Source organism: Paenibacillus sp. FSL R7-0048 (genome assembly GCF_038004505.1).
Lineage (GTDB): Bacteria > Bacillota > Bacilli > Paenibacillales > Paenibacillaceae > Paenibacillus_AQ > Paenibacillus_AQ odorifer.
Genome location: NZ_JBBORF010000001.1, coordinates 2,821,654 through 2,843,391 on the forward strand (window position 1 = coordinate 2,821,654; position 21,738 = coordinate 2,843,391).

The 21,738-nt window shown below is 44.4% G+C and carries 20 protein-coding genes; 10 read left to right on the forward strand and 10 right to left on the reverse strand.

Features of this window, described 5'->3' with window-relative positions:
* The first annotated feature begins 21 nt into the window (after positions 1 to 21).
* Positions 22 to 906: a DegV family protein gene (locus NSQ91_RS12285; protein ID WP_076189809.1), complete on the forward strand. Its 885-nt coding sequence runs from the start codon at positions 22 to 24 to the stop codon at positions 904 to 906.
* Positions 907 to 1,014: 108 nt separating this feature from the next.
* Here the strand turns inward: NSQ91_RS12285 and NSQ91_RS12290 are convergent, their stop codons facing one another.
* From NSQ91_RS12290 to NSQ91_RS12310, 5 genes are all read right to left on the reverse strand, one after another.
* Positions 1,015 to 1,443 carry a threonine/serine exporter family protein gene (locus NSQ91_RS12290; protein WP_036685970.1) on the reverse strand — a complete coding sequence of 143 codons (429 nt, stop codon included), beginning with the start codon at positions 1,441 to 1,443 and terminating at the stop codon, positions 1,015 to 1,017.
* A 28-nt stretch (positions 1,444 to 1,471) separates the two neighbouring features.
* A complete protein-coding gene (locus NSQ91_RS12295; protein WP_076129956.1) occupies positions 1,472 to 2,236 on the reverse strand; it encodes a threonine/serine exporter family protein in 765 nt (254 codons plus the stop codon).
* A gap of 157 nt (positions 2,237 to 2,393) precedes the next feature.
* Positions 2,394 to 3,656, reverse strand: a complete 1,263-nt coding sequence (locus tag NSQ91_RS12300; RefSeq protein ID WP_076189810.1) for a DNA polymerase IV — start codon at positions 3,654 to 3,656, stop codon at positions 2,394 to 2,396.
* 81 nt (positions 3,657 to 3,737) lie between these two features.
* The gene (locus NSQ91_RS12305) at positions 3,738 to 4,340 is read right to left on the reverse strand and encodes a YitT family protein (RefSeq protein WP_038570150.1); all 603 of its coding nucleotides are present in this window, start codon (positions 4,338 to 4,340) and stop codon (positions 3,738 to 3,740) included.
* A 1,973-nt stretch (positions 4,341 to 6,313) separates the two neighbouring features.
* Positions 6,314 to 7,180 carry a helix-turn-helix transcriptional regulator gene (locus tag NSQ91_RS12310; RefSeq protein WP_076136035.1) on the reverse strand — a complete coding sequence of 289 codons (867 nt, stop codon included), beginning with the start codon at positions 7,178 to 7,180 and terminating at the stop codon, positions 6,314 to 6,316.
* Positions 7,181 to 7,342: 162 nt separating this feature from the next.
* Between NSQ91_RS12310 and NSQ91_RS12315 the strand changes: the two genes are divergently transcribed.
* From NSQ91_RS12315 to NSQ91_RS12325, 3 genes are all read left to right on the forward strand, one after another.
* Positions 7,343 to 9,310 (forward strand): glycoside hydrolase family 127 protein, encoded by a 1,968-nt coding sequence (locus NSQ91_RS12315; RefSeq protein ID WP_256716605.1) that lies wholly within the window; start codon positions 7,343 to 7,345, stop codon positions 9,308 to 9,310.
* A 324-nt stretch (positions 9,311 to 9,634) separates the two neighbouring features.
* Positions 9,635 to 10,270, forward strand: a complete 636-nt coding sequence (locus NSQ91_RS12320) for a pyridoxamine 5'-phosphate oxidase family protein (protein WP_076212728.1) — start codon at positions 9,635 to 9,637, stop codon at positions 10,268 to 10,270.
* A 104-nt stretch (positions 10,271 to 10,374) separates the two neighbouring features.
* Entirely contained in the window at positions 10,375 to 10,683 is a 309-nt protein-coding gene (locus NSQ91_RS12325; protein ID WP_076130570.1) for a hypothetical protein, read from the forward strand.
* 99 nt (positions 10,684 to 10,782) lie between these two features.
* Here NSQ91_RS12325 and NSQ91_RS12330 read toward each other — a convergent pair whose 3' ends face one another.
* The gene (locus NSQ91_RS12330; RefSeq protein WP_036685988.1) at positions 10,783 to 13,218 is read right to left on the reverse strand and encodes a GH36-type glycosyl hydrolase domain-containing protein; all 2,436 of its coding nucleotides are present in this window, start codon (positions 13,216 to 13,218) and stop codon (positions 10,783 to 10,785) included.
* A 176-nt stretch (positions 13,219 to 13,394) separates the two neighbouring features.
* The gene (locus NSQ91_RS12335; RefSeq protein ID WP_036685989.1) at positions 13,395 to 14,450 is read right to left on the reverse strand and encodes a LacI family DNA-binding transcriptional regulator; all 1,056 of its coding nucleotides are present in this window, start codon (positions 14,448 to 14,450) and stop codon (positions 13,395 to 13,397) included.
* Positions 14,451 to 14,738: 288 nt separating this feature from the next.
* On the opposite strand from NSQ91_RS12335, the gene NSQ91_RS12340 reads away from it, so the two are divergent.
* Both NSQ91_RS12340 and NSQ91_RS12345 read left to right on the forward strand, forming a co-directional pair.
* Positions 14,739 to 15,761, forward strand: coding sequence for an ABC transporter substrate-binding protein (locus tag NSQ91_RS12340; protein ID WP_339190625.1), 1,023 nt, complete (start codon positions 14,739 to 14,741; stop codon positions 15,759 to 15,761).
* A 121-nt stretch (positions 15,762 to 15,882) separates the two neighbouring features.
* Entirely contained in the window at positions 15,883 to 17,475 is a 1,593-nt protein-coding gene (locus NSQ91_RS12345; protein WP_340917979.1) for a helix-turn-helix domain-containing protein, read from the forward strand.
* A gap of 1 nt (position 17,476) precedes the next feature.
* Here NSQ91_RS12345 and NSQ91_RS12350 read toward each other — a convergent pair whose 3' ends face one another.
* Entirely contained in the window at positions 17,477 to 17,668 is a 192-nt protein-coding gene (locus NSQ91_RS12350; protein WP_076130567.1) for a DUF6199 family natural product biosynthesis protein, read from the reverse strand.
* Between the two features lie 256 nt (positions 17,669 to 17,924).
* Here NSQ91_RS12350 and NSQ91_RS12355 point away from each other — a divergent pair, with 256 nt between their 5' ends.
* Both NSQ91_RS12355 and NSQ91_RS12360 read left to right on the forward strand, forming a co-directional pair.
* Entirely contained in the window at positions 17,925 to 18,821 is an 897-nt protein-coding gene (locus tag NSQ91_RS12355; RefSeq protein WP_076141729.1) for an SDR family oxidoreductase, read from the forward strand.
* 257 nt (positions 18,822 to 19,078) lie between these two features.
* Positions 19,079 to 19,399, forward strand: a complete 321-nt coding sequence (locus tag NSQ91_RS12360) for a hypothetical protein (RefSeq protein WP_340917982.1) — start codon at positions 19,079 to 19,081, stop codon at positions 19,397 to 19,399.
* Here the strand turns inward: NSQ91_RS12360 and NSQ91_RS12365 are convergent.
* Entirely contained in the window at positions 19,389 to 20,066 is a 678-nt protein-coding gene (locus NSQ91_RS12365) for a DUF1796 family putative cysteine peptidase (RefSeq protein WP_076189817.1), read from the reverse strand. The two genes, NSQ91_RS12360 and NSQ91_RS12365, sit on opposite strands and share 11 nt — an antisense overlap.
* Positions 20,067 to 20,199: 133 nt before the next feature.
* Complete coding sequence (locus NSQ91_RS12370; RefSeq protein WP_076136059.1) at positions 20,200 to 20,448, reverse strand: hypothetical protein; 249 nt, start codon at positions 20,446 to 20,448, stop codon at positions 20,200 to 20,202.
* 118 nt (positions 20,449 to 20,566) lie between these two features.
* Here NSQ91_RS12370 and NSQ91_RS12375 point away from each other — a divergent pair, with 118 nt between their 5' ends.
* Positions 20,567 to 21,208, forward strand: coding sequence for a uridine kinase family protein (locus tag NSQ91_RS12375; protein ID WP_076189818.1), 642 nt, complete (start codon positions 20,567 to 20,569; stop codon positions 21,206 to 21,208).
* A gap of 12 nt (positions 21,209 to 21,220) precedes the next feature.
* The gene (locus NSQ91_RS12380; protein ID WP_076189819.1) at positions 21,221 to 21,646 is read left to right on the forward strand and encodes a GNAT family N-acetyltransferase; all 426 of its coding nucleotides are present in this window, start codon (positions 21,221 to 21,223) and stop codon (positions 21,644 to 21,646) included.
* Positions 21,647 to 21,738 lie beyond the last annotated feature (92 nt).

Below are 21,738 nucleotides of genomic sequence, written 5' to 3' on the forward strand. Positions count from 1 at the left end.
AGAGAGAAGTGACAAGTGACCATGAAATCAATTGCCTGGGTAACCGACAGTACATGTACAATCGATCCTGAATTCGCCAAGAACAACCATGTGTATATTGTTCCTTTACGTCTGATTATTAACAACGAGTGTTATAAAGAAAATATAGATATTACGATCGATGAGTTCTATGAGAAAATGCGTCAGCATGATCAAGTAGGCAGCTCACAGCCGCCAATCGGTGAGTTTATCGAGTTATACGAACGGTTGAAGGAAGAATATGATGAGATTATCGCGGTGCATCTTTCGACAGGGCTTAGCGGAACATACAATGCTTCCATGCAAGGTGCTGAAATAGCGGAAGCTAATGTTATTGGAATTGATTCCAAGGTTGGCGCTTATCCGATTCGGGAAATGATCACGCGAGGTATTCATTGGCACAAGATGGGCTTTACTGGCCTAGAGATTAAAGAAAAGATAGAGAATATCATTCAAAATATGTCCTTCTACTTAATTCCTGCAAGCTTGTCCCAGCTTCACCGCAGTGGGCGTGTTTCTGGCACACAGGTAGTGCTTAGTCAATTATTGCGGATAAATTTGCTGCTGCGTTTTGACGAGGGGAAGGTCATTGTTGTGGAAAAAATCCGCACGATGAAGAAGACAAAGCAGGCGCTGTTAGATATCTTTAAACAGGATTGTGGACTTGTTAGCGATGTGTGCATCATGCATTCCAATAATTTAGAAATGGCGCTGAAGCTAGAAGAAGACATCAAAGAAATGGCGCCTGATTTACGTACGGAGATTATGACATACATTCCTGCCGTGGCTGTTCATGCGGGTGAAGGTACCGTAGGACTTTCTTGGATTAAAAATAACCGGATCAATAGTATTTATTCGGAGGTTGAACCTGTAGCAGTACTTGTGTAGATAGGACAGTAAACAAAGAAATCGCTTCTTGGAAGAGGGATGGATGATCCTCATTATACCAAGAGACGATTTCTTTTTTTGAATCTATGAGATGACGTTGTAAGAAGGTTATGCTTTGCTTGCACGACGGCGGAACATTTGTCCGATAACTTCACTCAGTACCAGTCCAGCCGCAATTGCGCCAGAGAGCATTAATGCCCGAACAGCGATTTCTACAGCCAGATTATAGTTCTCTTCCACAAATCTACGCATAGCATCGTAAGCAAGGCCACCCGGAACAAGTGGGATAATACCGCCTACACTAAAAATAATAACCGGCATTTTGAAGGATCGGGCAAACAACTGGCTGACGATGCCCACCACTACAGTAGCCGCAAACGTAGCAACAACAGGCCCACACTCTACATCAAGGATTACATACACCATCCAGCCTACCATTCCAGCAAAACCACACTGCAGTAGAGCGCGCTTAGGCGCATTAAATAAAATACAGAAGGTTGCCGCGGCGATAAAACTGGTTATAAGTTGCAAAATCATGAAGGGCTAACCTCTTTCACATGGAAAATTAAAATAGTGATAGTACAAGCCCAATGCCTGTACCGATCGCAAAAGCAGTTAGAAAGGCATCTGCTCCTTTGGATATGCCTGAGACCAGATGACCAGCCATCAGATCACGAACGGCATTAGTAATGAGTAGACCGGGTACTAGAGGCATCACGGAGCCGATGATGATTTTGTCCATTTCTTGACCTATGCCCAGCTTTACAGAATAGAAGGCTAGAAGTCCGATCAGGAAGGAAGCAGAGAACTCTGCAAAAAATCTAGTCTGCACAAGACGATGCAGGTAGATAACCGCAGCAAAACCTAACCCGGAAATCGGCAATGCGGGGAGAGCATCCCACAAGCTGCCCTTAAACATAACGGTGAAGCAAGCGCCGGTAAGCGCCGCTGCTATGATTTGCAGCCATACCGGATACGCATGTGCGGCATCATCGACCTCTCCTAATCGTGTCCGAGCTTCCTCGGCTGTAATCTGACGCTCGTTCAGACGCCGCGAGATATCATTAACCTCCGAGACTTTCTGCAGATCTGTTGTCCGCTCGGCAATCCGATATAACTTAACGGGCTCCGTTCTATTGGTGGTGAACATAATAACGGTTGGCGTCACATAACTGTGTGCCCCTGGAAAACCGAGAGAAGCAGCCATACGTGTCATTGTATCTTCTACTCTGTAGGTTTCTGCACCGTTTTGCAGCATGATCTTGCCAGCAAGAAGACAGAGATCAACGATTTCATAATAGGTAGTGTTAGTGTTGCTCGTGCTTTCCAACTTCTCCGGTCCTCCCCTGGAATGTTACATATCTATGTGTATATACTTATGATTGTCGCTTCATTGTGTGAAAATAACAACCTCAATATAGCATTATAAACGATATGGGATATATTTTAATATAGTTTCAGAAATAAAATGTATAAAGATGCACTGTTTATTTATAGTGCCCGCCAATCTTTCCGGATCTGTCCTTAAGTTGTCCGGCATCTGTGAACGATGCGGCGCGTCCGATGATCGATTCCCCGTATTTATTCTTCAGCGCATCAGTGGCCCGTTCGAGCTCGCGGTAGCGGGGGCGCGACTCAAATAAGGTTAGCTGATATTGGCTTTCGTCAGACAGATTGGACAGGCTTAGATGAATTCGGCGCACAGGCTGACCTTCCCAATGCTGTTTGAAAAGAGCGAGGGCGGCCTCGTATACCAGCTGGGTTGCATTCGTAGGATCGCTCATCGTAGTCTGTCTCGAGAAGCCGCTGGGGTCATCAAAGCTGGCGCCTTGGCAGCCAACAGACACGACTGCACCATGCACCTTCAGTTTGCGGCTGCGCCTGCACACCAGCTCTGACAGCTCCAAAATGATGGTCTTGATCTCTTGCAGTGTATAGTAATCCCGTGGCAGTGTCATTTGGTGCCCGACGCTCTTGGGTGCTACTTCATAGGTAGCGGGACTTACAGGGCTATCGTCGATGCCATTGGCAATTCGCCAATATAGCTCGGCATCGATATCGCATTTTTTATGGAATTTCTCCCGCATGCGCCATTTCAGCTCGCTTAGCGGCATCTGTGCCAAATGGCCAATCGTTGTGAGGCCCATGCTCTGGAAGTGCGCGGACATGCGGCGGCCTACCATAAACAACTCACTAATGGGCAGTGGCCAAAGTACATCTGGAAGCTCTTCCTGAGTGAGGGTAAATAGACCCTCCGGGTTCTTCTTGGCCCACAGGTCGCAAGCCATTTTGGCGGTAACCTTGGAATAACCTATACCGATACGTGCGCGCACACCTGTATTTCTGCGGATTAAGTCCTGAATGGTCGTAGCGATCTGTCTTGGGCTTCCGAATAAGCTGAGGCTGCCGGTGATATCAATAAACTGCTCATCGATGGAATAAGGTTCTACGAGGTCACTGAATTTGCGTAGAATGTCCGTGATTTGGGAGGAAACATCGATATATTGCTGCATATGTGGTCTGACGACGATTACTTCGGGGCATTTCGCGAGTGCTTCCTTCAAAGTCTCAGCGGTAGTAATGCCAAAAGATTTGGCTAACGGACAAGCGGCAAGTACAATCCCGCTTCGTCTAGCCGGATCTCCGGCGACAATAAGCGGTTTGTTGCTATATTGCGGATTAGAGGCCTTCTCCACGGAGGCGTAAAAGCTCTGACAATCGGATAACAAAATAACACGCTCTTTATTCATAGATTCACACTCTCCAGGTGAGGTAGAGATACGGTAGATGATTTTCTTATTATTATAATACGAACATATGATCGTGTATATTCATATTTTTTTCCATTTCTCTTCAGTCTCCAAGGTGCAGAGACCTGTGGCCACACCCCCAGCGATAATCGTGAGGATGGAGTGGAAGAAGGTTTCTTTGGAAATCAGGAGTCCCCCCGCGCCGATAATTATAAAATCTGTCAAAAAAATGATGAGTCCAAGGTTAAGCGGGAGATACCTTTTGATATATTGAGCAAGCAGATCCGTTCCGCCTGTACTGGCTTTGAACCGCAGCATAAGCCCAAGACCCGTTCCCATTAAAAAACCGCCAATAATGGCGCTGGAAATGGAGCCGAACTCAAAATAATACAGAAAGTGGTACTGCAAAGGACCGAGAAGCTCAATCAGAAACGATGAGGTCAATAAACCTAATACACTATTGAAAAAGATATCGCGTTCCTTCAGCCAGGCTAACAGGAAAATCGGAAAGCTGCAGAGAAGGACAGCTATACCGATTTTGGCATCGGATAAATAATTGATGATGAGGGCTATTCCTATTATTCCCCCATCTAGGATTTTATATGGGACTAGAAAAAAATTAGTTGCTGCTGCAATGAGCAAGCTTCCGATCAGGATGATCGCGTATCTTAATAATGACTGCATATTAACATCTCCACATTAAAGGCATGTCTTATAAATATGCTTGTCACTTCCAAAAAATTGCATTGAAGCAAAAAAACTGATTTCGGGCCTAATCATGCGGACCCAGGAGCCGCTATTAGGCAGATACAAGGTATTTTTTCGAGCTAACGGACCCAGTTGCAGCTATTCCCACAAATGTGGTCCGATTGCGAGCAAATTATGAGCAATAAGAGCTATACAGTCCGAAATTTCCGAAAAATGGGCCGAAAATCATAAATAGGTGCAATAGGGTCCGCAACGTTCAATAGATTTGAGTAACTCACCGCCCAGCCTCCATGCGGACCCAGGAGCCGCTATTAGGCAGATACAAGGTATTTTTTCGAGCTAACGGACCCAGTTGCAGCTATTCCCACAAATGTGGTCCGATTGCGAGCAAATTATGAGCAATAAGAGCTATACAGTCCGAAACTGCCGCAAAATGGGCCGAAAATCACAAATAGGTGTAAAAGGGTCCGTTACGATCAAGATCGAGCAAAAGGTAGCTGATTTCGAGACGTAGACAGCTAGGTTGTGCAACAGGTAACAAATTCTGCGCACGGAGTAGCTAGATTAAGCCATAGGTAGCTAATTACGCACACGGAGTAGATAGGTTGAGCTATAGGTAGCTAATTCTGCACAGTGTAGCTAGGTTGAGCCATAGGTAGCTAATTCCGCACACGGTATAGATAGGTCGAGCTATAGGTAGCTATTCCGCACAGTGTAGCTAGGTTGAGCCCCAGACAGTTAGTTTAACAATGGCTAGCACGTTTAGGAGCAAATTTGGCAGGCGGCGTTCTTTTCAGCAACTGTTCGGACTCAGTTGCTCTTATTTCCATGATTCCGCTCGTTTTGTCACACTATCGGACGCAGTTGCAGCTATTCCCACAAATGTAGCCTGATTCGGAGCAAATTATGAGTAATAAGCGCTATGCAGTCCGAAACCTTCGCAAAATGAACCCATATGCTGAAATAGCTGCAATACGGTCCGATACGATCAAGTTCTAGCAAAAGGTAGCAGATTTCGAGACGTAGGCGGCTAGTTTGAACAACAGGTAACTAATTTCTCGCAGAGTAGCTAGGTTGAGCCCCAGACAGCTAGTTTAAACAATGGCTAGCACGTTTAGGAGCAAATTTGGCAGGCGGCGTTCTTTTCAGCAACTGTTCGGACTCAGTTGCTCTTATTTCCATGATTCCGCTCGTTTTGTCACACTATCGGACTCAGTTGCAGTTATTCCCACAAATGTAGCCCGATTTGGAGCAAATTATGAGCAATAAGAGCTATGCAGTCCGAAACTGCTGCAAAATGGATCGAAAATCACAAATAGCTGCAATCCGGTCCGCAACGGGGAATGCTATGAATGGATGATTAAGTAGACGCGTCTCCGGGGGATACAGAGAGTAGTGTGATGGCTATACGGTAAGTTACTTGCTGATAAGCTTTGGAGGGTCGAGCCGCATGATCGCCGTTGATCTATGATAAGTATGAGTGCGCCACGCCTAGGAAGGTAAACTGGTAAAATTATTGCAAGAAGCAAGAAGCAAGAAGCAAGAAGCAAGAAGCAAGAAGCAAGAAGCAAGAAGCAAGAAGCAAGAAGCAAGAAGCAAGAAGCAAGAAGCAAGAAGCAAGAAGCAAGGAGCAAGGAGCAAGAAGCAAGAAGCAAGGAGCAAGGAGCAAGAAGCAAGGAGCAAGGAGCAAGAAGCAGCAGAAGGATTTAGGACGGATCACGGGTACACAATAAATGTGCCAAGCGGAGTACTGCTCCATCATAATAGTTACTTAAGTTTCTCCGAGCTAGAGGAGCAACTCGCAACTCGCAACTCGCATCTCGCATCTCGCGTCCAATTAATCCATAGTTGATCACGTAAGCCAGCAGCACACAAGAAAGCTACAGCAGCGCATCGCATTAACAACGAAAACAGCACGCCTCCAATTATGAGGCATGCTGTTTTTGCCGTTATCGGGAATACCGCTTGCGGAAGCGAAGCGGAGAGATTCCGATCTGCTGAGTAAAGCGACGCGAGAAGTAGGCGGTGCTCTCGAAACCGATACGTTCTGCGATCGCAGCTATAGGCATCTCTGTTTTAAGCAGAAGCAGCTTGGCCTGTTCCAAACGGTAATCCGTTAAATACTCCATCGGAGTCAGTCCATATACGCGTTTCATGCAGCGGGCAAGGTAGTTATAATGAAAATGCAGCGCATCCGCTAAAGAGGCATTGGAGAGAGGCTCCGCATAATGATTGCGGATATAAGTCTCTGTCCTCTCGGCGATCTCTACCGCATGACTTTCTGAAGTATCATGCTGCGCTAGATCCATCATCCGCAGCATTTCTTCAAAAATCCTTTGCTGCTCCCAAACTGCACTGGAACGTCTTCCAGTGGACAGCTGTAAAAGCTTCTCAGCTTGTCCACTCCGTTTAAAGGGATCAGGAAGGGGACCAAACTGCGGGATGCGAATGGTATATGGATGAGTAAGAAACTGCCGGAAATGTGTCTCTCGGTTGATATACACAGGCTCGCCTTCAGAGCTTGACCAATCTGCGAGGGTATGAAAATGAATCCAGATAAACGAAGTCAGCTCCTCGCAAGACTTAACGGAATAATGATAGCGGTCAGGCAGCAGAAGCAGCGTATGCCCAGCCGCAACCTCCCATTGATTATGCTCTTCACCGATAAATAGACAACCTTGCTCTACAATAATCAGATCAAATAAGCCGATATGGCTTCTATTTGGATGCTGCTCTCCGGGTTGATAAACAGTGTGATTGCATTCCAGAAAATATGGAAAAGGTGGCGCTGCGAAATGTACATAGGAAGGACTCACTGTGTTCTACCTCTCTTTTTATCGTAGTCCGAGCTCAAATTGTCCTTGGAATTAGGAGTGTGAAATAGTACAAAAAAGGGGTTGCTTCTGATTATATTTTTTATCTATTGTACGCTCTATAATTGTAATTAGCGAGTATAAAATAAGGCTAAGGGGAAGATGATGATGAATAAAACGATCCAGGATCAGCAAGTTGTAAAAGATCAATCCGTTAGCATTAAAGATGATTTCTGGGGAAGTTATATAAAGCTGGTTCAGGATGTTGTAATCCCGTATCAATACGAGGCATTGCACGATAAAGCAGCGGGAGCTGAGCCCAGTCATGCCATTGCTAACTTTGAGATTGCTGCGGGCCGGAAGAACGGTGAATTTTACGGCTGGGTATTTCAAGACAGTGATGTAGCCAAGTGGCTGGAGGCCGTAGGTTATTCCTTAAGCATCAAACGTGACCCTGAGCTGGAGCGTCAAGCGGATGAAGTGATTGACCTCGTTGGAGAAGCGCAGCAGGAAGACGGGTACTTAAATACTTATTTTACGATAAAAGAACCCGGCAAACGCTGGACTAATCTGAACGATTGCCACGAGCTTTACTGTGCTGGGCATTTCATTGAGGCAGCCGTTTCTTATTACGAGGCTACAGGCAAAAGAAAACTGCTCAACATCATGTGCCGAATGGTTGATCATATCGATTCTGTGTTTGGTCCGGAAGAAGGAAAAATGCGGGGATATGATGGCCATCAGGAGATTGAGCTTGCGCTCGTGAAGCTGTATCGGCTCACAGGTGAGGAGCGGTATTTGAAGCTCAGCAGCTTTTTTATTAATGAGCGAGGTCAACAGCCGAATTTCTTAAAGCAACAATGGGATAGTCTGGGGAGTATCAATTTTTTCACAGGTCAGAAGGAGAATTTAGATTTAAAATATTACCAAAGTCATCTTCCGGTAAGAGAACAGGAAGTGGCTGTAGGACACGCTGTGCGTGCGGTTTATATGTATACTGCTATGTCTGATCTAGCCGCACTTACGGGAGATGATACCCTTCGCGAAGCATGCGAGAGACTGTGGAATAACATCACTACTAAGCAAATGTACATTACTGGCGGGATCGGATCTACGCATCGGGGTGAGGCTTTCACCTTCGATTATGATCTGCCTAACGATTCGGTGTACGCAGAGACTTGTGCATCTATTGGGTTGATCTTTTTTGCACAGCGAATGCTGAGAATATCGCCGGATGCACGTTATGCCGACGTGATGGAGCGGGCGCTTTATAACAATGTGTTGGGTTCAATGGCACAGGATGGTAAGCACTATTTTTATGTGAATCCACTAGAAGTATGGCCTAAGGCATGCAGCTGCAATCCAGATAAACATCATGTGAAGTCCGAGCGCCAAGGTTGGTTTGGCTGCGCTTGCTGTCCTCCGAATGTGGCGCGTCTGCTGACTTCGCTTAATCAATATATCTATACGATCCATGGTGATACGCTCTATACGAATTTGTATATTGGCAGTGAGCTGACAACAAAGCTGGGTGGAACAGATATTGCGATTCAGCAAGAGAGTAACTATCCATGGGAAGGTAAAGTCTCGTTGAAGATTAATCCCGCAGCGGAAGCAGAGTTTGGGATTGCCTTACGGATTCCATCTTGGAGCCAAGGAATGGAGATCAGAGTCAACGGTGAAGCAATGAATACTGCTGAGAACATCGAGCAGGGATACCTCGTTATCCGGAGACTGTGGAGAGCAGGAGATGTAATCGAAGTGCATGACCCTATGGAGGCACATCGTATCTACGCACATCCAAGTTTGCGTGCTGATGCTCAAAAAGTAACGATTCAGCGTGGACCTCTTGTGTATTGTCTTGAAAGTATCGATAATGGTGAGCCGTTAAGCTCGATTTCTTTAAAAGAAGGCAGTGAACTTACTGCGGCTTTTGATGAGACATTGCTCGGCGGCGCTGTTGTTGTCAAGGCAGAGGGGCTACGTGTAGATAAAGAGGGCTGGAGTGGTGAGCTTTACAGCAGAGTCAAAGCACCAGTTCAAACCGTAAAGGTTAAGGCGGTTCCGTATTACTTATGGGGAAATCGTGGCAGTGGTGAAATGAAGGTATGGATTCCGGAAGCCAGCGTTTAAGTTATAGGTAGACATAGATCTCGGGAATGGCTGTAGTTTATCAACATTTACCGATGAGGACAGCTGTAATTTACAGTCTGTCCTTTTCTTTTTGCAAAAAGGAGAACACACGCGAAATGGCGAAATTAGAAAAAACATAGAAATATTCTTAAATCCTATAACAGTGGAGGCGGGCTATATTTATAATCATGCTCCAGAGGGTTATACTTGTCCCTTTTGTTTGTTGGTTTCGGGCATTGAAAATGAAGATGTGCATTCTAAGCAAGCGGATATTTGAGCAAAAATAAGAATATTGGGGCTTATTAAGTTGAGAGAGGGAGAAGTATGAAGTCAAACTTTTTCGAAAAAGTTATAGAGTCAGAAGAAGAGCTAAGGTCTTTATTTGGGTACCCAAGCGAATTGGTTAACAACAAAACCATAACTGTTATAGATCATCATTGCCGTGATTATATCTCAAAATCTCCAATGCTTTTTATGGCTACAAGCGGTTCGTCCGGTGCTTGTGATGTCTCTCCGCGCGGGGACGCAGAAGGTTTTGTTCACGTGTTGGATGATAAACATTTAGTGATCCCTGAACGCCCTGGGAATAGACGGTTTGATTCTTTGCGGAATATACTTGAGAACCCAAAAGTCGGATTGATATTCATCATCCCCGGACTTGAAGAAACATTAAGAATAAATGGGCACGCGAGTATAGTTAAGGATGAAGATATATTGAAACCTATGGAAGCGCATGGTAAAGTCCCGATCATTGGAATTGGCGTGGAAGTTGAAGAATGTTATATGCATTGTGCAAAAGCCTTTAAGCGGTCACATTTGTGGGATGACGATCATTGGCTTGCGAAAGAAGTCTTGCCTAATCCATCAAAAATACTGGCGCAGCATGCCCGTAAACTTGGAGTTACTCCAGAGGATATCTCAAAATCACTAAAAGAAAGCTATGAAAAACGGTTATATTAACATTTTTGAATTAGAAATGGAATGGGATTTGCCCTTCATTGTATGCTATATTTGATCTGGATAAGGCAACTGATCATTTTACAGATAATAATGGAGGCATCACAATGAGTAAACGTTATCGGATGACAAGAGCAATGCAGAATGCTGGAGATTCAGCAACAACCCTATCTTTAGAAGAGTGTAAGCAATATTTCGCATCCAAACCTGATTTCACCTATACATCAGTTTTTACAGTAACAGGTGCCACTACCATGTCCATTGAGGGAGATTTCTTTATGTGGAGCTATGGTGATACAACAATCCCATTTAGACATTATCAGGGCGATATTTATGTTTCTGGCGCCAATGAAGCCGTGATTCCTAGAATGCTTGAGGTTGCGAGTGATTTAAGAGCAGATATTGTGGAAGGGTAAAAAAAAGATGCCCCCTGAATCCTTCAGGGGGCATCTACTGTTAATTTTAGATCCGCTCCGCTCAATCGTTCAAACGAACGGTTGAGCGGATTTTTTATATTAACCCAGTTCTACAACTACTTGGTGTACAGCACCGTCTCCAACAGGAGTGATGATGTTACCTTCTACAGCTGCGCCATCCAAGGTAAGACTAGCTACACCTTTGGATACATGGTTCGGGTTCTTGATTTGAATCACATAAGTATCTCCACGGAAGACACGGGTGATTTCAAAGCTGTCCCACTCTGTAGGAATACAAGGATCGATCTTCAGACCATTGAAGTCCGCTTGAATACCAAGGATAGATTGTGTAATCGCTACATAGTTCCAAGCAGCAGTACCAGTTAACCAGGAGTTTTTAGCTTCCCCGTGGCGAACGGCATCTTTACCTGCGATCATTTGCGAGTATACATAAGGTTCAGTACGGTGAATTTCGCTGATGTCCTCCAAGTAAGCAGGAGCAATTTTAGCGTAAATTTCAAACGCTCTGTCGCCATGTCCAAGTACAGTTTCAGCGATCATGATCCAAGGGTTATTGTGGCAGAAAATACCAGCATTTTCTTTGTAGCCCGGAGGGTACGTAGAAATTTCACCCAGGTTCAGATAGTACTTGGAATATGGTGGCTGTTGCAATACGATACCGTATTTAGTATCCAAATGCTCTTGCACGGAAGTCAGAGCTTTTTCAGCTTGACCATCTTCCACACCGATACCGGCCATAACACAGATACCTTGTGGTTCGATGAAGATTTTACCTTCTTCGTTTTCTTTGGAACCGATCTTGTCGCCATAGTGGTCATAAGCGCGCAGGAACCAGTCACCATCGAAACCGTGAGTGAGTGTGATTTCACGCATGTTGTCAATCTTAGCTTCTGCATCCGTAGCTACGTCATTAAGTCCGCGCATCCGGCAGATTTCTGCATAGTCCGGTCCAACGAAGACGAACAGACCCGCGATAAATACGGATTCCGCTACGCGGCCTTCGATGTTGGCAGTAGTTTGGAAAGATTCGCCTGGTTCTGTAGAGAAGCAGTTCAGGTTCAAGCAGTCATTCCAGTCTGCACGACCGATCAGCGGCAAGCCGTGAGGTCCGAGATTGTTAGTTACATGCTCGAAGGAGCGTTTCAAGTGCTCAAACAGAGTAGCTGTGTTATCCGGATTGCTGTCAAAAGGAACCTGCTCATCAAGAATCGATGTGTCGCCAGTTTCTTTGATGTAAGCAGCTGTGCCAAGGATCAACCAAAGCGGGTCATCATTAAAGCCAGTACCGACTTCATTGTTACCTTTTTTGGTGAGCGGCTGGTATTGGTGATAGGCACTGCCGTCTTCAAATTGTGTAGCGGCGATATCGAGAATACGTTCTTTAGCACGTTCAGGAATTTGGTGCACAAATCCGAGCAAGTCTTGGTTAGAATCGCGGAAGCCCATACCACGGCCAATACCGGATTCAAAGTAAGAAGCGGAACGGGACATGTTGAAGGTAACCATACATTGATATGGATTCCAGATGTTAACCATACGGTTCAACTTGTCGTCGCCACTTTGGATTTGATATTTGGACAACAGGTTATCCCAGTGTGCAGCCAGTGCAGCCAAAGCAGCATCCACTTGAGCGTCTGTAGCAAATTGCTCGATCATAGCCTCTGCTGGTTTTTTGTTGATTACGTTCAGAGATTCCCATTTGTCTTCTTCTGGGTTTTCAATGTAACCAAGGACAAAGATGAAGCTTTGCTCTTCGCCCGGCTCCAGAGTAATGTTCAGGGCGTGCGATCCGATAGGGGACCAGCCGCTCGCTACCGAGTTAGTTGGTTCACCTGCAGCAACAGCTTGCGGGCTTTCCAGACCATTGTACATCCCTACGAAAGCTTCGCGGTCAGTATCAAAGCCGGCGATTTCTTTGTTAACAGAGTAGAAAGCGTAGTGGTTTCTGCGCTCACGGTATTCTGTTTTGTGATAGATAACAGAACCCTTCACTTCAACCTCACCAGTGCTGAGATTGCGTTGGAAGTTAGTCATATCATCTTGTGCATTCCAAAGACAGAACTCTGCAAAAGAGAACAGTTTAACGGATTTCTTCGCGGAACCCGTGTTTTTCACTACAAGACGATGTACTTCAGCGTTATGACCCATAGGTACAAAAGCAAGCTGGTTTACAGAGATACCGTTGCGTTCACCAGTAATGGAGGTGTAGCCAAGACCGTGACGGCATTCGTAGAAGTCCAGATCACGTTTTACTGGCATCCAGCCTGGAGTCCAGAAATCACCATCATCATAAAGATAGTAGTAACGGCCGCCAGCATCCATTGGGATATTGTTGTAACGGTAACGGGTCAATCTTCTGAGACGAGCGTCTCTATAGAAGGTATAGCCACCAGCAGTATTAGAAATAAGTCCGAAAAATTGTTCATTACCAAGGTAGTTAATCCAAGGGTAAGGTGTTTTTGGTGTGTTAATTACATACTCTTTACGAGTGTCGTCAAAGGTACCGAATTTCATGTGAGAAAGTCTCCTTTCGATTGTGAACGCGCGTTTATAAGTTTCAGGAAAAATTCCCTCGAGGGAAGGGATTCTTTCCGTTGTTTCTAAAAGATAGTATTAGGCAGTGATTTCGAGACCCAATGATAGCAGCTCCACAGAAAAATATGTATTCTTCAGTGAAGGATGAATCTGTGCTACTTCTTCGGCGGTTGACAGGAATCTCTCTCCACTAAACGAGCTGGAAAGCTGATCGTGCTGAAAGTCGGCTGCTGTGAATCACACAGCTCGATTACTTTTTCCACTGCAGCCTTGGACATTTCATAAATCGGCAAGCGTACAGAGGTCAGCTTAGGCTGAATACGGGATGCCAGCTGAATGTCATCGAAACCCGCAATGGAGATATCCTCAGGGACAATGATTCCATGTTCGGAGAACGCTTCCATCGCTGAAATAGCCATGTCATCGTTGGAAGAGAAAAAGGCAGTCGGCAAAGGTTCACCAGAAGCAAGCAGCTTCTTGACCTCTTCATAAGCCGTCTCTTTCAGAAAATCACCCTTAAGAATAAACTTTTCATTCATAGGCAGACCATGTTTTTTCAGCGTGTCCTCATAGGCCGTGTAGCGTTCTCGACCAGAGTACGTATTCATTTGCCCACAGATGATGCCGATCTCTTGATGGCCTAAGGAGATTAAATGTTCAATCACTTCTGTGGTGCCCTCGTAATCTTTGGAATTCACAATGGCCAAATGATTGCGGTCAAGATGCTCCGACATAATCTCTGAGATATCATAATCAATCAGTACTAGCGGAGAATCGAGTCCCACCATTTCGCGGACGATATTAATATCCTTCTGAGTGCCGACAATTATACCACCGTCAATCCGTTTTTGCAGAAAAGCTTGTTTTACCTTCAGAAAATCGTCCGGAGAGTATACCGTATGAATCAGAACGTAACATCCGCGGGCATTCGACGTGTCGACTACGGCATCGACGAATGGTGCAAAGTAATTGTTCTGATAAATTCGGGTAGTGTTCTCTTTCTCGTTCATACTGATGGCGAACAATCCGATGGTATCGGTTTTCTTACCGGCCAGAGCCCGTGCAAAGCTGTTCGGTTCGTACTGATGTTGCTCAATCACCCGCAGCACTTTGGCCCGGGTTTCTTCAGGAACATTGGAATAGTTGTTGATCACGCGGGATACCGTACTTCGGGAAACCCCGGCCAACTTAGCAATATCTTCGCTGCGCATGTTTCCCCTCTTTTCATAAACGCGCGTTTATGAGTTTATTGTAAGCGAAAGCATCGTATAAATCAATCGTAAAATAAGAAATTTTGCGATTAAATTAATAAAGGATGACATATTTTTAATAGAAGAAGAATCCTACCGAATAATGATAGAGCAGAACAACTAGAAATAGTTTGTATAAGTTTTTTGCGGAGAAAGTGCATTGAAAGCTATGAAAGTCATGCTACTATTGTGATAAAGGTTATTGAGAATGATAATCAATGACAATAAAGCATAGGAGTGAAGGGATCAATGGCAAGATGGGGTCAGAAGTTTTTATGGGCAGCGGTACTTATAATGGCAATAACTGCGCTGGCAGCATGCGGAACGAATAACAATACTGCGAAAGAAAACGTTGCTAAGACACAGAATGCAGAGGAATCTACCTCAGCGAGCACTAGCGCACCAACTGAAGGAAATGGAAATGCCGCAGAAGAGGGTGCAACTCGGACGATTGCCGGGGAATTCGGGGATGTTGAAATTCCAGTTAAACCGCAACGGGTAGCCGGGATCTATGTTGAAGATTATTTGAAGGCATTGGGCATTACCCCGGTGGTGCAGTGGTATCATCCAAGCTGGGGCAAACAGGATTATTTAAATCTTGATGTACCAGAATTTGATATTACCGGTAGTATGGAAGTGTTGTTGGAAAAAGACCCTGACTTGATTATTGTGGATGGAGGTGCGGATGCGGCGAAATATGAACAATATTCCAAGATAGCACCAACCTATCGTCTACCTGAGGCGGTGTTGCAAGACTCAAGACAAGTGCTTACGGCTATTGCAGATGCGCTCGGTATTCCGGAGAAGGCGGAATCTGTCCTTGCAGCGTACGATCAGAAAGTGGCAGAGGGGAAAGCTAAGCTGCAACAGGCCCTAGGTCAGGAAAAAGTAGCAGTGATCCGGCTCAACGTAGCGGATAAAACCTTTGCTCTATTCGGTGTTAAAAACCGTTTCACCGGTGTAATTTATTCTCAATTTGGCCTGACACCTGTGCCTATGGCGGCAGAAATGACCGAATATCAATCTATTATCTCCGAAGAGCTTATCCCTCAGCTCGAAGCGGATCATATCATTGTGTTCCCTGACAACGGGGGCTGGGATACTGAAGGGAATCAGGAAGCGACTCAAATCCTTGATGGCCCGTTGTGGAAGAGCTTGCCGGCGGTGAAGAACGGGAATGTTTATAGAATGGAACGTTCCCACTGGCAGACTGGTGCCATCACAGCCAATTCGATGAAGCTTGATGACTTGCTGAAAGCTATGGTGAAATAAAACGGCAGCCGTCGTAAGGAATAGCATAAAGAAGGTCTATCAGCATAGTTGATAGACCTTCTTTTTTATTCTAAACTATAGTAAAGTGAATGAAAATGGTTCTCAATTGGAGGGCGCTAGAATGGCAGAAGATTTACAAGACAGCAATAAAAAGAGGCTATTCTATTTGATTAACATAGAAGCCCAATCCTTATCGGTGAACGGACAGACCTTAGTGTTTCAAAATCATACCCTGATCATTGTATCGGAAGGACAGGGATGGTTAAAAGCCGAGGAGAAGCGTTTTCCTCTGGAAAAAGGTGTCGGGTTCTTGTTCGAACCTGGGCTAATAAGCAAAATCAATGCCGAGGAGCGAGGACTTAGCTTCTATAGGCTTACGTTTGAAGTCATCGAAACGGGGGGAAGCAGGCAGAGTGGAATGGAAAAGGGGACTAAAGAAGGAATTCTCCAGTCCGGCCCGCTAAGCTGCAGACCTTTTTCACAATGTGCATTACTGCTGGAGGCTATCTATCATAGTCGCAGAAGTACGGAAGAGATTGAATGGTTCGCAGGCCATACCCGCTTTCAAGAGTTACTGCTGCTGATCATGCGGGCAAATTCCTCTGTCATCCAGATGAAAGGAGCCCATGAGGCGGTACAGCGTTCCATCCGCTATATGCAGGAACACTACAATCACGCCATAACCGTCGATCAATTAGCTGAAGTGGCAGGCATTACACGTGCACGCTACACACAGATTTTTAAAGAAGTGACAGGGCGGATTCCCTTAGAGCATTTGAACGGACTTCGTATTGAAAGGGCGCAGCAGCAGTTGCTGCTTACGAATGACCGTATGCATGATATCGCGTTATCTGTAGGGTATAGCAATGAGTATTATTTTAACCGGCGTTTCAAAAGATCGGTGGGCGTTACGCCCGGCCAATACAGAAGCTTCCATCAGGAAGGGCTGCGGGTGTTCGCTCCTTTTCTGGAAGACTACCTGCTGGCTCTGGATATTACACCAGTGGCGCAATATTCTCACGCTCAGTGGGGGAAGCAAGAGTATCTGTCCCTCCTCGATGTGCCTGCGGTTGATATTTCGACTGGCGATTGGCAGGAGCTCTCCCAGTACATGCCCGAACTGATCCTGCTGGATGATGGCTTTCAGCGTTGGCACCTGGATGAGTGCAGCCAAATTGCTCCGTTGTTCAAGCTGCCTTTTCATCAAGAGGATTGGCGGGCCACGTTATTTTCCGCAGCAGCCGTCTTTGGCAGAACGGATCGTGTCCAGGAAGTGATCGGCAATTATGAGCATCGGGCGCAGCAAGCTAGACGAGAGCTAAACCGTTCTGTCCAAGGGCAGACTGTAGCATGCCTTAGAATATCTTCCTACGGAATCAATCTCTACGGATGCGGGCAATTGGGTTATACAGGTAGCGTACTCCATCATGATTTAGGTTTGCAGCCCCATGCCTTGGTTCCGAAGTTGACTCGTGGACAGAAGCGGGTGAGCCTAACAAGAGAAGAGCTTGCGAGCCTCACTGCAGATCATTTGTTCATTACCTTTGATCGACAGGAAGGAGAAGGACGGGAGCTGTTGGATACACCGCTTTGGCGCAATCTGCCCGCTGTTCGTAATCGCTGTGTATATGAGGTGGATTTTATGGCCTGGATGAATTATGGGGTATTGTCGCATCAGCGCAAGATTGAAGATGTGCTAAGAGCGTTAGGGTAAATCAGAAACTAGTCCAGATAAAAAAGAGGATAATAAGTGCCACTATACTGCTGATGCGAGTCATTAATAAATAGGCATCACTGGGCTCTACATCACCTTTCATCATCCAGCCATAGCGCATGTACCATCCCAAATGAGGAAAGAAGATATTAAGCAATGCTAACAGTACAAAGAGGAATATAAAAAAGCCCATGATTTATCACTCCTTTATCTAATGTATACGCCAGACTATACGGGGCGTTCCCTAACTAACAAGCGAGCTTCCATATATTTATTTTTAGGCGGGGGATACCCTAGCCACCTTGACAGGTGGTTGGGGTATTTTTGCGGCACTATTTAAGGCTGTGTTATCGAAGGTGAATGTTTAGAGGCGTGCTTGTTGTGTTTACATAACAAAGAGTTCGGAAAATATAAAAATGTATTTCTAAAAATAAAGGAGGAATTGATCGATGTCTAACCAATATACGATGCAAGATCCTACCACTCAGTACACTAAGGCTGGACCGGAATTTCAGCAGCAACAAGAGGAGCCGGGTCTGCAGAAGAAAATGAATCCAGTACCTGATACAGGAGAAGATACCTATAAAGGAACTGGGCGTCTGACCGGACGTAAAGCGTTAGTTACGGGAGCCGACAGCGGTATAGGCCGTGCTGTTGCTATTGCTTTTGCTCGTGAGGGGGCAGATATTGTTCTATCTTATATGCCCGAGGAAGAGGAAGATGCAAAGCAGGTGGTCAAGCTAGTGCAGGAAGCGGGTCGTACTGCAATCGCCATTCCAGGCGATCTGAAGGATGAGACATACTGCGAACAACTCGTCGATACTGCGGTTAAAGAGCTAGGTGGAATTGATATTTTAGCCAATATCGCGGGCAAACAGCAATTCGTTCCAGACATCGCTGATCTCACTACGAAGCATTTTGACGACACATTTAAGACGAACGTGTATGCTATGTTCTGGCTGTGCAAAGCTGCGGTGAAGCATATGCAACCGGGCAGCACCATTATTAACACTTCTTCTATTCAAGCTTATAATCCCTCACCGATCCTTTTGGACTACGCGACCACCAAGGCTGCTATTAATACATTCAGTAAGTCTCTCGCTCAGCAAGTAGCTGATAAGGGGATTCGCGTCAATGTAGTAGCACCTGGTCCCGTATGGACACCTCTTCAAGTTGTGGGTGGGCAACCGGAGGAAGTGCTGAAGGAGTTCGGGTCGAGCACACCACTAGGTCGTCCGGGACAGCCTGCGGAGATGGCTCCGGCATATGTATTCCTGGCTAGCCAGGAATCTAGCTATATCAGTGGCGAAACACTGAATGCGAACGGCGGAACTCCAACTCCATAAACCGCTCAGCGGAATGTTGATATTGTAAATACGGCGAAGTATCCAAAAGTACCCTGCTAATTTTAGCTGTGGGGTGCTTTTGTTTTTATATATAGAAAGGAGTATTATAGAATTCGAGACTTTTTCTCCCATTATTTTCATGGAATATGATCTATACTGATCAAGATTGTCGAATACATAGTTTTCCTGCGATTACCCAAGAAATAATTTGAACGGCTCTAAGTTATAGGGGAGACCCAGAAAGAATTAGGAGATGTATGATGCGAAAAAAGAAACTAGCGATCCTCACCATTTGCTGTGTCTTATTCATGGCGTGTTTTCAATCGGGATCTGTCCTTGCGGATAAAGGAAACGGAACAGTAGTAGATAGTGGAACCAAGGAAAGGCTGATGGAGAAGTATGATCTTGTAGAGCCTGAACCCGCAAATCCAGCAGCGCATGGGAGTCAATACGATTTTGGAATTAGTAACCCTATTGCTTTATTGGTCAGCATCAGTAGGCTGTATTTGTATCCATATGTTTTTGCAGCAGAGGAAATAATTAATCATATGATCGATCAAAGCGAAATTAGTTATTAGTTACGTGTATGTCTTTCAAAATATAATCCCAGCTATCATAATCGTTCATATCCTCAGGAACTTCTAACACACAAATATCACTTATGTTCCAATTTAATTCTTGTACCGAGATTGATTCACGAACGGGAATAAGAATAAGAATAATAAATTCGTTCGGTTTTAATAAATCAGACAAAATTGACTGTAGCTCTACAGCCTGTTCATATGAGGCAAACCATCTAATGAATAAAGTTTTTTTACTGTGGATTAACTTGTCCCAAAATCTATTAATTCGTAATTCCAGCTTCGCTTTATACGAAGGATAGGTTATAGACCAGTGTTTACCTTGGTGGATTGGAAAATCATGAACTGAGATAATGTTATATAAAGTATCCTGAATAAAATAGGATTTCACTAGTGCATTTTTATTCCCATTAGGATAGACTGGTAATCCATCCTCCAGAAAAAAATGTGTTTCATCAAGAATTTGCAGATTTATTAATTCCATGAAATTTTGAAATCTATTCTTATAAAGTCTATTTACATCAGCCAATGAATAAGAAACCATCCAGTCGAGCGGCATGGAGAATTTCCTCAAGCTATTTCTTTGCAGATTTATAGCAGGAGCACAAGACATCCCTAAGCTTACTATTAAATCATAGCTTTTTTTCACAGCTTGTAATTTCATGGACTCACCCATTTTCAATCAGATTCAGTTTCTAATAAATTATACACACCATTTTCTAGGATTGATTGGACTTTAAGTGCAATGAGATACACAGGAAAAAGAGAGCAGCAATTTTCACTGCCCCCTAAACCTATTAGTTACGTTGTAACAAAATATATCCGCTAATGCTTGAAGTTTTTTTACGAAAGACCACTTTAAAACCAACATCGTTGTCTAATAAGCAAGCCAAAGCGGTGTTAAGCAATCCGTTGGGTCTCAAGCTAGGTCTGCACGGCACGGCATTTCCAATAACACGGGCGGCAATAATCCTACGTGCTGATCCAGCAACCAAAGGATTTCTGCTCCAACTGATCAATACTAAATCTGGCTGACGAGTAGCCATGGAAGATCTACCCCTTTCTATTAAGTTTCTTTATATAAAATGCACCATTGATTTTAATGTGCTAAACCATAGCGGAGTAAGGAATACATAGGATCGAGTAGGGAGAGGGGCGAATAATATGGACAAGGTGTTACATAAGATAGCTAATTTGATTAGCGGTGAGGCTAATAGAATCATCATTGGGATTTCGGGTCATGGTGCATCTGGAAAAACAACGTTTGCTAATAATCTTTTAAAGCTTTTGCAGCAGGATGATGTGAATTATATTAATACAGACCCCTATATTGTTGAATCTAGTCTTAGAAAATACACTTCTATCGACTATGAATATAAGAATGTACATTATCACGATAAAGTGACAGCTTGTCATCCTGCTGCTCATCATATATTTGCTTTAGAGAGAGACATTCATATGTTGAGGGATGGGTTGGATTTTTACACAATTGGCACAGACTATACAAAAAGTATGTTCATATCTTCACAAAACAAGGTAAATATTGTAGAAGGCATGAGCGTTGCCTTTACTGATCCGAATTTGTATGATCTGAAAATCTACTTATACACGGATGGAGAAACCGAGTTGATGAGAAGGAGTATACGTGATGTTTCTGAAAGAGGAACAGATATTAATTATTTAAGAAAATCCCATGAACAGCGCAGGATGCAATATGAGTTGTTTATGCATTCTTATCATCATAAATTTGATATCGTTTTAAAAAATTCCAATGAAGAGTATGTCCTTGAAAAGGAAACGTTGTAGAGGGGGAAGAGAATGCTTCCAAATGTTAGGCTAGCAACGATATGTGACGCGGATGCTTTGTCTAGGTTAAATCTTGAGTTCAATGGTGGAGTAAAACGTCCTGTGCCGGAGATCATCAAGTGTTTGAACAGCAATAATGAAGTGGTGGCCGTGGCTACTTTAAGGGATGAAGTAGTTGGTTTTGGCTGTGCTCAAAGTCTGAAATCATTTTGTTATAATGAAGCATATGGTGAAATTACTGAAATGTATGTAAAAGAGTCAGCTCGTAGAAATGGTGTCGCTACTGCACTAATTTCTTTTCTGGAAAGTCAGCTTTATTCTCGTGGAGTCAAAACAGTTAAGATTTTAACAGGAGAAGATAATCGTGTAGCCATTAAAGCGTATGAATTGAGCGGGTATGTTAAGGATGATGAAGTAATGTTAAAGAAAAAACTTTAAAGCCATATTGAACAGTGAATCAGGCAATTTATTGTGCTGGTCCAATTGGATAGCAATAAAAGGACGGAAGCCGCTTTACTGGCTTCCGTCTT

What these genes read in the sequence shown, in the direction of transcription:
- NSQ91_RS12285 (WP_076189809.1), top strand. Translation starts at nt 22, where the DNA reads ATGAAATCAATTGCCTGGGTAACCGACAGTACATGTACAATCGATCCT.
- NSQ91_RS12290 (WP_036685970.1), bottom strand. Translation starts at nt 1,443, where the DNA reads ATGATTTTGCAACTTATAACCAGTTTTATCGCCGCGGCAACCTTCTGT.
- NSQ91_RS12300 (WP_076189810.1), bottom strand. Translation starts at nt 3,656, where the DNA reads ATGAATAAAGAGCGTGTTATTTTGTTATCCGATTGTCAGAGCTTTTAC.
- NSQ91_RS12305 (WP_038570150.1), bottom strand. Translation starts at nt 4,340, where the DNA reads ATGCAGTCATTATTAAGATACGCGATCATCCTGATCGGAAGCTTGCTC.
- NSQ91_RS12315 (WP_256716605.1), top strand. Translation starts at nt 7,343, where the DNA reads ATGATGAATAAAACGATCCAGGATCAGCAAGTTGTAAAAGATCAATCC.
- NSQ91_RS12320 (WP_076212728.1), top strand. Translation starts at nt 9,635, where the DNA reads ATGAAGTCAAACTTTTTCGAAAAAGTTATAGAGTCAGAAGAAGAGCTA.
- NSQ91_RS12325 (WP_076130570.1), top strand. Translation starts at nt 10,375, where the DNA reads ATGAGTAAACGTTATCGGATGACAAGAGCAATGCAGAATGCTGGAGAT.
- NSQ91_RS12330 (WP_036685988.1), bottom strand. Translation starts at nt 13,218, where the DNA reads ATGAAATTCGGTACCTTTGACGACACTCGTAAAGAGTATGTAATTAAC.
- NSQ91_RS12335 (WP_036685989.1), bottom strand. Translation starts at nt 14,450, where the DNA reads ATGCGCAGCGAAGATATTGCTAAGTTGGCCGGGGTTTCCCGAAGTACG.
- NSQ91_RS12340 (WP_339190625.1), top strand. Translation starts at nt 14,739, where the DNA reads ATGGCAAGATGGGGTCAGAAGTTTTTATGGGCAGCGGTACTTATAATG.
- NSQ91_RS12345 (WP_340917979.1), top strand. Translation starts at nt 15,883, where the DNA reads ATGGCAGAAGATTTACAAGACAGCAATAAAAAGAGGCTATTCTATTTG.
- NSQ91_RS12350 (WP_076130567.1), bottom strand. Translation starts at nt 17,668, where the DNA reads ATGGGCTTTTTTATATTCCTCTTTGTACTGTTAGCATTGCTTAATATC.
- NSQ91_RS12355 (WP_076141729.1), top strand. Translation starts at nt 17,925, where the DNA reads ATGTCTAACCAATATACGATGCAAGATCCTACCACTCAGTACACTAAG.
- NSQ91_RS12360 (WP_340917982.1), top strand. Translation starts at nt 19,079, where the DNA reads ATGATGCGAAAAAAGAAACTAGCGATCCTCACCATTTGCTGTGTCTTA.
- NSQ91_RS12365 (WP_076189817.1), bottom strand. Translation starts at nt 20,066, where the DNA reads ATGAAATTACAAGCTGTGAAAAAAAGCTATGATTTAATAGTAAGCTTA.
- NSQ91_RS12370 (WP_076136059.1), bottom strand. Translation starts at nt 20,448, where the DNA reads ATGGCTACTCGTCAGCCAGATTTAGTATTGATCAGTTGGAGCAGAAAT.
- NSQ91_RS12375 (WP_076189818.1), top strand. Translation starts at nt 20,567, where the DNA reads ATGGACAAGGTGTTACATAAGATAGCTAATTTGATTAGCGGTGAGGCT.
- NSQ91_RS12380 (WP_076189819.1), top strand. Translation starts at nt 21,221, where the DNA reads ATGCTTCCAAATGTTAGGCTAGCAACGATATGTGACGCGGATGCTTTG.